11 protein-coding genes are annotated in these 11,218 nt (G+C 68.1%); 4 read left to right on the top strand and 7 right to left on the bottom strand.

The window, feature by feature from the left end; genetic code table 11:
* Positions 1–170: 170 nt before the first annotated feature.
* A complete protein-coding gene (locus JZ792_RS30425; protein ID WP_216915927.1) occupies positions 171–596 on the bottom strand; it encodes a cold-shock protein in 426 nt (141 codons plus the stop codon).
* Between the two features lie 200 nt (positions 597–796).
* Here JZ792_RS30425 and JZ792_RS30420 point away from each other — a divergent pair, with 200 nt between their 5' ends.
* Both JZ792_RS30420 and JZ792_RS30415 read left to right on the top strand, forming a co-directional pair.
* Positions 797–1,045, top strand: coding sequence for a hypothetical protein (locus tag JZ792_RS30420; protein WP_216915923.1), 249 nt, complete (start codon positions 797–799; stop codon positions 1,043–1,045).
* Between the two features lie 390 nt (positions 1,046–1,435).
* On the top strand, positions 1,436–2,056 hold the full coding sequence (locus tag JZ792_RS30415) for a transglycosylase family protein (protein WP_216915921.1): 621 nt from the start codon (positions 1,436–1,438) through the stop codon (positions 2,054–2,056).
* A gap of 79 nt (positions 2,057–2,135) precedes the next feature.
* Here the strand turns inward: JZ792_RS30415 and JZ792_RS30410 are convergent, their stop codons facing one another.
* Positions 2,136–2,324, bottom strand: a complete 189-nt coding sequence (locus tag JZ792_RS30410) for a hypothetical protein (protein ID WP_109525275.1) — start codon at positions 2,322–2,324, stop codon at positions 2,136–2,138.
* Between the two features lie 117 nt (positions 2,325–2,441).
* Between JZ792_RS30410 and JZ792_RS30405 the strand changes: the two genes are divergently transcribed.
* Positions 2,442–4,841: a helicase-associated domain-containing protein gene (locus JZ792_RS30405; RefSeq protein WP_216915920.1), complete on the top strand. Its 2,400-nt coding sequence runs from the start codon at positions 2,442–2,444 to the stop codon at positions 4,839–4,841.
* A gap of 18 nt (positions 4,842–4,859) precedes the next feature.
* On the opposite strand, the gene JZ792_RS30400 is transcribed toward JZ792_RS30405, so the two are convergent.
* Positions 4,860–5,381 carry an LppU/SCO3897 family protein gene (locus JZ792_RS30400; protein WP_308165516.1) on the bottom strand — a complete coding sequence of 174 codons (522 nt, stop codon included), beginning with the start codon at positions 5,379–5,381 and terminating at the stop codon, positions 4,860–4,862.
* A 282-nt stretch (positions 5,382–5,663) separates the two neighbouring features.
* Between JZ792_RS30400 and JZ792_RS30395 the strand changes: the two genes are divergently transcribed.
* Positions 5,664–6,494 carry a hypothetical protein gene (locus tag JZ792_RS30395; protein WP_216915916.1) on the top strand — a complete coding sequence of 277 codons (831 nt, stop codon included), beginning with the start codon at positions 5,664–5,666 and terminating at the stop codon, positions 6,492–6,494.
* Here the strand turns inward: JZ792_RS30395 and JZ792_RS30390 are convergent.
* The 4 genes from JZ792_RS30390 to JZ792_RS30375 all read right to left on the bottom strand — a co-directional run bounded on the left by JZ792_RS30390 (position 6,491) and on the right by JZ792_RS30375 (position 11,026).
* On the bottom strand, positions 6,491–7,885 hold the full coding sequence (locus JZ792_RS30390; RefSeq protein WP_216915914.1) for a M1 family metallopeptidase: 1,395 nt from the start codon (positions 7,883–7,885) through the stop codon (positions 6,491–6,493). The genes JZ792_RS30395 and JZ792_RS30390 overlap by 4 nt on opposite strands.
* A 60-nt stretch (positions 7,886–7,945) precedes the next feature.
* Complete coding sequence (locus JZ792_RS30385; RefSeq protein ID WP_216915911.1) at positions 7,946–8,584, bottom strand: LysE family translocator; 639 nt, start codon at positions 8,582–8,584, stop codon at positions 7,946–7,948.
* Between the two features lie 74 nt (positions 8,585–8,658).
* Complete coding sequence (locus tag JZ792_RS30380; protein WP_216915909.1) at positions 8,659–9,327, bottom strand: DUF3239 domain-containing protein; 669 nt, start codon at positions 9,325–9,327, stop codon at positions 8,659–8,661.
* 40 nt (positions 9,328–9,367) lie between these two features.
* Positions 9,368–11,026: a DNA repair helicase XPB gene (locus JZ792_RS30375; protein WP_216915907.1), complete on the bottom strand. Its 1,659-nt coding sequence runs from the start codon at positions 11,024–11,026 to the stop codon at positions 9,368–9,370.
* Positions 11,027–11,218 lie beyond the last annotated feature (192 nt).

Below are 11,218 nucleotides of genomic sequence, written 5' to 3'. Positions count from 1 at the left end.
ACACCCAACCCACCCCCACACGGCGCGAGCCTTACGAGCGCCCGTTCGCGGCCGTCTCGCGTCCGAGCGGTCGAGACAATGCGACGCAGTCGCGAGTATCGACCGCTCGGACGCGAGACAAGAAGGGCCGCGAACCCGCGGCCCCGGCCGCCAAAATCACAGCCGCCAAATCAACTGTCCAGTTCGCGGGCGACCGCGCGGACTACTTCCGAGATGCGTTGGGTCATCTTGCGATCCGGGTATTTGCCGCGGCGCAGGTCCGGCTGGACCTTGGTTTCCAGCAGCGTGATCATGTCTTCGACCAAGCCGTGCAGTTCGTCGGGGCTCTTGCGCGGCTGGGTGGATTCCTTGCGGACGCCGCGGTCGCGTTCCTGCCCGGCGCGCACCGAGGGCGGCGCTTCGAGCAGTTTCAGGCTGAGTGCCTGGGGACCGCGACGGCCTGCGGCCATACCGAATTCGACGCGCTGTCCCGGTTTGAGACCTTCGAGGCCTTCGGGCAGCGCGGACGAACGGACGTAGACGTCCTCCCCCTCGTCTTGGGAAAGGAAGCCGAAGCCCTTTTCGACGTCGTACCACTTAACCCTGCCGGTCGGCACTGTGCTCACCCGTTCGTCATCGAAACCCGGGCCGCGTGGGCCCGAGCACATCCGTCTGCGCGGAACTGTTCGCGGGCGTTGTCGCCGCGAAAGTCCTGTCAGCTTGCGTAAAGAAAGCGCCCCACAAACGTGTAGGACGCGATTGATTCGAGTCTACCCCGGTGACTATTGCCGAAGCACATCAGTTTTACGGTCGTGGGGTGACGAACCCTTCCGCGCCGACACCGCCTCCCCAGCCTCCTCGGCCGCGCCGCTCCGGCGCCCGGTTCCTGTATGTGCCGCTCGGGTTGTTCGGGATCGGGCTGCTCGCGATCGTGGCGATTTTCCTGACGCCGATCCTGAGTGATTCCGATCCGGCGCTGTGGCTGTATCTCACCGCGATGCTGACGCCGATCGGTTTCATTCTCGGCGTGTTCTTCGCGCTGTGGTCCGGTCGCCGTTCCCGGTGACCCGTGACGGCAGGGCGTGGGTACCCGAGCCGCCACCCGCCGAATCGATTATGTGATCCTCGTCACATAACGGTCGTGTCACGGACCCGGTGGGGAGCTCAACGGTGGGATTCGGACCCCTCCTAGCTGCGCGGAAGCGTTCTGTCACGCATCGATACCGTGTCGAGACCTGTTCGTACACGCCGGTTACCAAATAGTGATTTTTCGCGGCGATCGTCGTACCGTCTATCTCAGCCGGGCAAGCCCCGGCACCACCGGCCCGCCGCATCGAACCTCACCCCGCGGGTACCGGACCCCGACGGAAATCAGGGGTGGGGGCGGGACGGACGACCTCTCAGTCCGAACCCGAGCGAGGCTCTCGCAGGTGCGGACGAGAGGAAGACACCCGATATGAGTGGACGCCATCGCAAGCCGAGTTCCACCGGTCGCACCGTGGCCAAGGTCGCCGTCACCGGCGCCATCATCGGCACCGCAGGTGTGGCCCTCGCTGGAAACGCCAGCGCGGCTCCCGACTCCGACTGGGATCGCCTCGCGCAGTGCGAAGCGGGCGGCAACTGGGGCATCAACACCGGTAACGGTTTCCAGGGCGGCCTGCAGTTCTCGCCGAGCACCTGGAGCTCCCACGGTGGTCAGGAGTACGCGGCGAGCGCCAACCAGGCGAGCCGTGAAGAGCAGATCGTCGTCGCCGAGAAGGTTCTGGCCTCACAGGGCTGGGGCGCTTGGCCCTCCTGCTCCTCCTCCCTCGGTCTGAGCAGCAGCCCCACCCAGCGCTCGGCCCCCTCGTCCGAAGCCCCGCGCTGGAACCCGACGCCGTCCGCGCCGCAGGTCCAGGCCGCCGACACCAACCAGGAAGTCTTCCAGGCTGTCGATCGCGCGATCGCCGTTGTGCAGCAGCAGGGCGTGGTCATCCCGCAGCAGGCCCTCGACTTCCTCCAGGCCAGCAAGGGCACCCAGCTGGACCCGCACGTCGTCGACTTCTTCCAGGCCAACAAGAGCTTCCTCCCCCAGTAACCCGCCTACGAATAAGGCCCCCGCATCCTCGAGGATGCGGGGGCCTTATTCGTATCTGCGGAACCTTCCGGCCCGGAGATCAGCGGTTGATCACCGTGTGCGGATGCACGTAGGGCAGCTGATCGGCCGGAAGTGGAAATTCGGTGTCCTCGCCGTAGGGCGAGAGATTCCCGGAGCGAGTCGACGAGAGTTCGGTGACGGCGTGATCACCGTCGGGCAGTTGAGGCCACCCGTTGTCGACATACGGTTTCTTCGATTTGTTCACCACGGCACCATTCTGACATGCGCGTCGACCCGAGCGACTTCGTCCCGGCACCCCGATCGACGGACCGGTTCCATTAGTCTCGAAATCGAATGGTGATACGACGACCGATCTCGGGAGCACATGGGTAACTCGTCGGGCACGCCCGGTACTACGCAGGGCATCGCGCCGCAGGACAGTGACACCGGGCGCGAGGAAGTGACGGCAGCGCGGCGTAAGCCCGCGCGGCCCGCTACCGACTCGCTGGCCGGGTGGTTGAGCGCGCGTACCGACGCTCAACTGGTCGCCCTGCTGCAATTGCGTCCCGATCTGGCTGTGCCGCTTCCCTCGTCGATGACGGTGCTCGGGGCACGCGCCGAACAGCGCGCCTCGGTGCTGCGGGCGAGCGAGGATCTCGACACACTCGAATTCGCCGTGGTGGAAATGCTCACCGTCCACGGCACGACCCGTCCCGTCGGCGACGCCACACCGCTGACCCGCAAGGCCCTGCGGGCCGCGCTCTCGGGCCGGGTGACCAAAACGGCGCTGGACGCGGCCCTGGAACGGCTGACCGCACGCGCCCTGGTCTGGCTCGACGGCGACGATCTGCACCTCGTGCCCGCCGCGGCGGAGGCGGTGCCGTGGCCGCTCGGCAGCACCACCGAACTCCCCGACGCCCTGACCGAACCGGAGATCGTCGCGGCACTGGCCGAACTCGCCCCGCCGGAACGAGCACTGCTGGACAAACTGGCGACGACAGGCCCGCGCGGACGAACCAGGGACGCCGCACCCGGCACGCCCGCGGACCGCCCCATCCAGCAACTGCTGACGCACAGGCTGCTGCACTGGATCGATGACGAGACGGTGGAACTGCCCGTCACCGTCGGCCAGGTGCTGCGCCGCGAGCCGGTGACCCACCCGCACAATCTGGTGCCGCCCAAACCCGAACCGGGCAAATACACCCCCGCGGAGGTGAACGCCGTCGCGGCGGGTGAGGTGGGCGAGTTGCTGCGCCATTGCGCGGGCATCATCGAATCGCTGGGTCAACTCCCCGCTCCCGCGCTGCGGGCGGGCGGGCTCGGCGTGCGGGAGTTGCGGCGCATCGCCAAACAGGTCGGCGTGGAGGAGAACCGCGCGGGTCTGCTGGTCGAACTGCTCGCCGCCGCCGATCTGATCGAGAAGGGTCTGCCCGAGCCGACGCCCGATATCGACACCACCGACGATTTCTGGGCGCCGACCCCGGCCGCAGACAGCTGGCTGGAGGCCACCCCGGCGCGCCGCTGGGTGACGCTGGCGCTGGCCTGGCTGGCGATGGACCGGATGCCGTGGATGATCGGCATGCGCGACGCCAACGACAAACCGCTCGCCGCGCTGTCGATCGAATTGCGCAATCCGCACGCGCCGCGCGATCGTCGCGACATCGTGGGTCTGCTCGCCGAATATCCGTCCGGCACCTCGCTCGAACCGACCGATATCGGCAGGGTGCTCGCCTGGCGAGCGCCGCGCAGACGCAGGCATTTCCGCCACGAGGCGGTCGGGCACACCTTGCGCGAGGCCGCGGAACTGGGATTCGTCGGACGCGGAGCGCTGGCCTCGCCCGCGCGGTCGCTGCTGCACGGCGCGGCGACCAACGCCGCCGACGCCGAGACCGCCATGGCCTCGGCACTGCCGGAGCCGGTGGATCACGTTCTCGTCCAAGCGGATCTGACGGTGATCGCCCCGGGCCCGCTCGTTCCCGAACTCGGAGCGCGGATCGCGCTGGTGGCCGATGTCGAATCCGCGGGCGCGGCGACGGTCTACCGGATCGGCGAGACCTCGGTGCGGCGCGCGCTCGACGCGGGCATGACCGCCGCCGAAATGCACGCGCTGTTCGGCACGTATTCGCGCACGCCGGTACCGCAGTCGTTGACCTATCTGATCGACGATGTGGCGCGCAGGCACGGCCGCCTCCGGGTCGGGATGGCGCAGTCCTTCGTGCGCAGCGACGATCCCGCGCTCCTCGCGCAGGTGCTCGCCGCCCCCGTGGCGGTCGAGCTGGCATTGCGGGCCATCGCGCCGACGGTCGCCATCGCCCAGGCCCCGCTCGGCGAGGTGCTCGAACAGTTGCGCGCGGCGGGTTTCGCGCCCGCGGGCGAGGATTCGGCCGGTGTCATCGTGGATCTGCGCCCGCGCGGCACCCGGGTCTCGGTGCGCCCGCAGGCGCGCAGACCCTATCGGCCGTCCGCGCCGAGTACCGAACAGCTGGAATTGCTCGTCGCCGAATTGCGCGCGGGCGATCGCGCGGCGGGCGCGCGGTCCGGGCAGGCGGTGCGCACGGACGGCACCAGAACGAGTACCGCCGCGACCCTGGCATTACTGCAATTGGCGGCCAGGGTGCGGCGGTCGGTGAATATCGGATACGTCGACGCCCAGGGCGTCGCGACCCAGCGCGTGGTCGAACCACTGAAAGTGGGGAACGGGCAGCTCGACGCGCTGGACCCGGTGACCGGTACGGTCCGGCACTTCACCCTGCACCGGATCGCCTCGGTGGCCATGCTCGAATGAGCGGGCCGCTCGGTCGTCCTACGGCGCGGCCACGCAGAACAGGGTTTTCGGATCGGGCACGGTGAGGAATTGGTCCGCGTTGTCGCAGAGCAATTCGTCGGTTTCCCCGTCGATGCGCTGGAGGACCTTGAAGGTCGCTTCGGGAGACGCGCAGTCGGCCCACTTGTAGGGCGAGGTGCTCACATCGTTGTAGCAGGCGTCCTGCGCGAAATTCGGGGCGAGGCACATGAAGGTCGTACCACCGCTGACCAAATCCTCGGTGTAGCTGGTGTATTCGTTCGACGGGCACTCGGTCTTGGCGTCGAAGGTCCGGAAGACCTTGTAGACGGCCTTCGGCGAGGAGCAGTCGATCTTCTCGCCCTCGGTGGCCGTCGGCGAATTGTTCGTGATGTTGATGCAGTCGCCGACCTGGGTCTTGGCCACATCGGATTTCGTGGCGTTGTCGACGGCCGAACAGCCGGTTACCGCCGCCGCGAGTGCGGCCACCGCGAGGAGGCCCGGCGCGACGCGCGCCGCCAGCCTCACACCTGGGAATTTCACGTGGAAACCTCTCTCACCGGGAATGTTCACGTAGCACGTGATCGCGGTGAGGATACCCGTACGATCCTGGTGGCCGCATCCGCTCCCGGTCTCAGAAGAGCGTGAGACCGTAGGCGCCGAGTGCGGAGTAGCCGAGCAGCCTGGGCACCAGACTGAACAGCAGGAACAGTCCACCAGAATTATTCACTCGCAATACCTTCCATCATCGCCCACCGACGTGGACGTTTGCCCAACTTGTGCAGTGTGTCGCTCCGCGTCGGCCCATCGTTACGCTCGGACAGTATGACCATCGAGGACGCCGCCCGCGACCTGTACGGGCTGGACCCCACCGATTTCGTCGCGGCCCGCACCGAGTTGGTCGCGGCGGCGAAGAAGGCGGGCGACGGGGATCTCGCCGAGGCCATCGGCCGCCTGCGTAAACCCACGATCAGCGCGTGGACGGTCAATGTGCTCGCCCGGTCGGCGCCCGAGGAAGTGGACGCCCTGCTCGGGCTCGGCGCCGCGCTGCGCAAGGCCCAACGGGAACTGTCCGGCGAGCGGCTGCGCGCGCTCGGCGCGCAGCGCCAGCAGATCGTCAACGCCATGGCCGAGCGGGCGCGAGCACTCGCGGCCGAGCACGGCCGCCCGGTGGGCGAGGCGGTATTGCGTGACGTCGGCCGGACGCTCACCGCGGCACTCGCCGACGACGATGTCGCGGGCCGGATCAGCGCGGGCACACTCGCGACCGCGGCGGATTACGAGGGTTTCGGGCCGCTCGGCCCCGCGCTCGCGGCCGTACCGGACAAGTCGCCCGCCGAGAAGCCGAAGAAGCGCGCGGCGAAAGCCGCCGACCCGGCGCGCGAGGAACTGGAACAGGCCCTCGCCGAACTCGAAACAGCACGCGGTGCAACCGATTCCGCACGCGAGGAGGCCGGGTCGACGGCGCAGCGACTCACCGTCGCGCAGGACCGCCTGGAGCGGGCGCGCGCCGAACTCGCCCATGCCGAACAGCAGCGGCAATTCGCCCGGACGGCCGAACGTGAGGCGCGGGAACGACTTCGGACCGCCGAACGCCATGTCGACCGGGCCGAGCGACGCGTCGCGCGGGCCCGCGAACAGGTCGACGGTGATTAGACGCGCAACGTGCCGGGGAAGAGGTACTCGTGCGTCGGCGGGGTGGTCTCGTCGAGCCAGGCGTGCAGAAATCCGGTCAGATCGACCGGCGATTTCGATTGCACGAACGTGCGGAAATCCGGCATCGAGACATTCCCGTAGGCGTGCGTGGCGATGAATTCGCGTACCGCGCCGAAGAACACGTCGTCGCCGAGTTGTTTGCGCAACGCGTGCAGGAACAGCGGCCCCCGGTAGTACACGGAGGTGAACTCCCGGCCCGCGCCCGGATCCGCCAACGGGATATCCCAGAATTCCGGGTCGTCCAGCTGCCGGGCGATCGTCGCCCGATATCGGGCGTCGACGTCCTCGCCCTCCATGCGTTCGGGCCACAGATAGTCGGCGGTATAGCTGGCGAAACATTCGTTCAGGCAGATATCGGACCACCGGCGCACCGAAACCGAATCGCCCCACCACTGATGGGCGATCTCGTGGACGACGGTGTTCAGATCGGTCCACGGCGCGTAGATCGGCCTGGTCTGGGTTTCCAGCGAGAAGGCGATCTCGGCGTCGACGTAGATACCGCCCGCGGCCTCGAACGGGTAGGGACCGTAGAGCGCCTCGGCGAAATCCAGGATCTCGGGAAGCCGCTGTTCGGTCTCCCTGTTGCCCTCCGCCTCCGGAGCGAAGGCGCTCAACAGGGGTGTCCCGTCGGCGCGACGCTGTTCCAGGTAGTCGAAGCGATCGATGGCGACGGTGGTCAGATAGCCAAGCCCCGGCTTGCGCGACTCCCAGCTGACGGTCCGCTTGTCGCCGCGCACGATGTTCTTGGTGCGAACCCCGTTGGAGACCACTTCCCATTCGGCGGGAACCGTGGCGTGCAGGGTGAAGGTCGCCTTGTCCAGCGGTGTGTCGTTGAGCGGGTACCAGGTGGTGGCCGAATGCGGTTCGCCCGCGACGAACGCGCCGCCGCTCGGCGCGTAGGTCCAGCCCTCCCCCTCGTGGTCGGCGGCCTGGCCCGCGTAGTCGACCCGCACGGTGAAGGGCAGGCCGGGCAGCACCGGAATCAGCGGGGTGACGGTCAGTTCGTGCTCGCCGTTGCGGTCGAAGGTGGCGGGCAGATCGTTCACCGATACCGCGCGGACCTCGGGACCATCGAAATCGAGGTTGAACGCGCGCAGCGGCTGGGTGGCCGTCGCGTCGACGCGGGTTCGGCCGACGAGTTCGTGCGATGGCGGGTCGTAGTCGATGGTCACCTCGTAATGGGTGACGTCGTAGCCGCCGTTGCCGTCCTCCGGATAGTAGGGATCACCCAGACCGGGCGACCCGACGAAGGGATCGGCGTGCGCGAGAGCGGGTTGCGCGCCGATCAGCACCGCGACCAACGCCGCGGCGCCGAGGCCGGACAACCTCACTCGACCACCCACTCCTCTCGAGTACCACCCCTGACTCGGCACCGCTGGATGGTAGCTGTTTCAGTCGGCGCTGCCGCTGAGCGCCACCGACGCGCCGAGCCCGATGACGATCACGCCGCCGGTGGCGCCGACCGCTTCCAACCTACGCGGCGAACGGGCGAACCAGTCGCGCGCCGACGAGGCGAGCAACGCCCATATGCTGTCGCAGACCAGCGCGATCGCCATGAAGACGGTGCCGAGGACGAGGAACTGCCACGGCAGCGGCCCGGTCGAGGTCTCGACGAAATGCGGGAGGATGGCGGCGAAGAACACGATCGCCTTGGGGTTGGTCACCCCGACGATCAGGCTCTGGCGCAGCACTCGGCTGTCCGAGGTGGGTTCGATCCGCGCGCCGAGCGCGTCGTGCAGCGATCGACGTTCCCTGATGGCCTGGACGCCGAGGTACATCAGATACAGCGCACCGGCGAATTTCACGGCGGTCAGCGCGAACGAGGACGCCATGAGCAGGGTGCCGAGACCGAGCGCCACGAGGACGAGTGCGAGATAGACCCCGACCGCGTGCCCGAGCACCGAAAGCAGCGCGGCCCGGCGCCCGAGGGTGAGCGCGCGGCCGATGGTGAAGAGCACACCGGGACCGGGCACGACGATGATGACGAATGCTGCCGCGACGAATGCCAGCAGGGTGGAAGCTGGAACCATCCCCCGAGTCTAGGCGGGCCCGCAAGGCGTTTTCCCGCTTCGCCTGCGCGAGTACCCGCCCCGCGCAGGCGGATTCAGGCGCCGAGGTCCCCCGGCAGTTGTTGGGGATCGAGCAGTAGACGTTTGGCCGAGGTGTCGCGCACCTTGGCCGCCAGGTCGAGATTGTCGGTGAGCAGCCGCCACTCGGCCTCGCTGATGGCGGCCCGTGCGCGGTCGATGACCGCCACATCCCTTGTCCCCCACGCGATCGGCATGGCGCTCACCGTCTGCCAGCGTTCGCCGACCTGGCGCGGGGCGCGGTCGGTGCGGATCGCGACCGACGGCACCCGCTCGCCCGCGCGCCGGTCGTGGCCGGGCAGCGCGCGCACCTTCCTGGTGACCAGCGCGTAGCGGTGATCGGATGTCTCCGGTTTCGAGATGTCGACCAGGGCCAGCAGCAGCACCCCGGACGGATGGGTTTCCGACACCACGGCCGGCACCAGTTCGCCGTCGGCGTAGAGCTTGTCGATACTCGACCGGTGCGGCGCCCACAGCGCGACCCACAGCGCCACGACCGCGCCGAGCGCGAACGCCACGGCGAGCAGGTAGGACCACGGGTGGTCCAACCAGATCAGGTACGCGGTGACGGCGGCAGCCAGCAGCGCCGCGGCGATCGCCATCACGCGCAACCGCCGCAGGTCGGCGAAGACTTCGTTCACCGCATGGGCGTGGCTGCGGTCCACCGGGAATTCGAAGCGTCGCACGTCCTCTTCCTAGCACACGTTTCGGAGGAATCGCCTCCGCTTATCCGATGGCCGGTCCGAGCAAGTCGTCGGCATCGGTGATCCGATAGGCGTAGCCCTGCTCCGCCAGGAAACGCTGCCGATGCGCGGCATACTCGGCGTCAAGGGTGTCACGTGCGACCACCGAATAGAAGTGGGCTTGACCACCGTCTTGTTTCGGCCGCAACAATCTGCCGAGCCGCTGCGCCTCCTCCTGACGCGAACCGAACGTACCCGAAACCTGCACCGCCACAGAGGCTTCGGGCAGATCGATGGAGAAGTTCGCCACCTTGCTGACCACCAGGACCTGGATTTCGCCGCGCCGGAAAGCGTCGAAGAGTTCTTCGCGCTCTTTGGTTTTCGTCGATCCCTGGATCACCGGCGCGTTCAGGGCGACGCCCAGTTCGTCGAGCTGATCGAGATACGCGCCGATGACGAGCGTCGGCGCGCCGGGATGCTTGTCCAGGATGGACCGGACCACGGGCAGTTTCGTGCGCGCCGTCGAACACAGTTTGTAGCGTTCCTCCGGCTCGGCGGTCGCGTAGGACATCCGCTCGGCGTCGGTGAGCGTCACCCTTACCTCGACGCAATCGGCCGGTGCGATCCAACCCTGGGCCTCGATATCCTTCCACGGCGCGTCGTAGCGCTTCGGGCCGATCAGCGAGAAGACGTCGCCCTCGCGGCCGTCCTCGCGCACCAACGTCGCGGTGAGTCCCAGCCTGCGCCGTGATTGCAGGTCGGCGGTCATCCGGAAGACCGGCGCCGGCAGCAGATGCACCTCGTCGTAGATCACCAGGCCCCAGTCGCGGCTGTCGAACAGTTCGAGGTGTTTGTACTCGCCCTTGGTGCGGCGGGTGATCACCTGGTAGGTCGCGATGGTGACGGGGCGGATCTCCTTGCGCTCGCCGGAGTACTCGCCGATCTCGTCCTCGGTCAGCGAGGTGCGCGCCAGCAGTTCCCGCCGCCATTGGCGGCCGGCCACGGTATTGGTGACCAGGATCAACGTCGTCGCCTTCGCCCGCGCCATCGCGGCGGCGCCGACCATCGTCTTACCCGCGCCACAGGGCAGCACGACCACGCCGGACCCACCGGCCCAGAACGAGTCGGCCGCCATCTGCTGATAGTCGCGCAGCTCCCAGTGACCACCCTCGTAATCGAGGTCGATGGCATGGGCCTCGCCGTCGACGTAGCCCGCCAGGTCCTCGGCGGGCCAGCCGATCTTCAACAGCATCTGCTTGATCCGGCCGCGTTCGGAGGGATGCACCTGCACGGTGTCCGCGTCGATGCGGGCGCCGAGCATGGGCGCGATCTTCTTGTGCCGCAGCACCTCCTCGAGAACCGCGCGATCCAGACTGACCAGCATCAATCCGTGCGCGGGATGTTTGACCAGCTGCAACCGGCCGTAACGGGCCATGGTGTCGACGATGTCGACGAGCAGGGGCTGGGGCACCGCGTACCGCGAATAGGTGACCAGGGCGTCGACCACCTGCTCGGCGTCGTGTCCGGCCGCGCGCGCGTTCCACAGCGCCAGCGGCGTCACCCGATAGGTGTGCACGTGTTCGGGCGCCCGCTCCAATTCGGCGAACGGGGCGATGGCCTGGCGGGCCAGGGCCGACGACTCGTGGTCGATCTCCAGCAACAGCGTTTTGTCGCTCTGCACAATCAGCGGACCGTCGGTCACAGTCTCTCCTCGCATCTGGCGGTCGGACGCCCGTCCCCGGCGGGTGAGCCGGTGCCGCGCCCGATCACGCCGATCGGGCCCATTCTCCCCGAAGCCACCGACAATCAGGGGCCGAGCAGCCGCTCACGCTCGCGCCGACGACAGGACAGGTCCGTCGGCTCCGGTACTACAGCGTCCCACCTGCCCGTTTTG

Source organism: Nocardia noduli, assembly GCF_019038455.1.
Taxonomy (GTDB): Bacteria; Actinomycetota; Actinomycetes; order Mycobacteriales; family Mycobacteriaceae; genus Nocardia; species Nocardia noduli.
Note: the sequence above shows the minus strand (reverse complement) of the source record. Positions and strands in the feature narration are given on the sequence as shown.

Excerpts from the sequence above, each read along its gene's own strand:
- JZ792_RS30415 (WP_216915921.1), top strand. The coding sequence starts at position 1,436 with ATGAGTGGACGCCATCGCAAGCCGAGTTCCACCGGTCGCACCGTGGCC.
- JZ792_RS30405 (WP_216915920.1), top strand. The coding sequence starts at position 2,442 with ATGGGTAACTCGTCGGGCACGCCCGGTACTACGCAGGGCATCGCGCCG.
- JZ792_RS30395 (WP_216915916.1), top strand. The coding sequence starts at position 5,664 with ATGACCATCGAGGACGCCGCCCGCGACCTGTACGGGCTGGACCCCACC.
- JZ792_RS30385 (WP_216915911.1), bottom strand. The coding sequence starts at position 8,584 with ATGGTTCCAGCTTCCACCCTGCTGGCATTCGTCGCGGCAGCATTCGTC.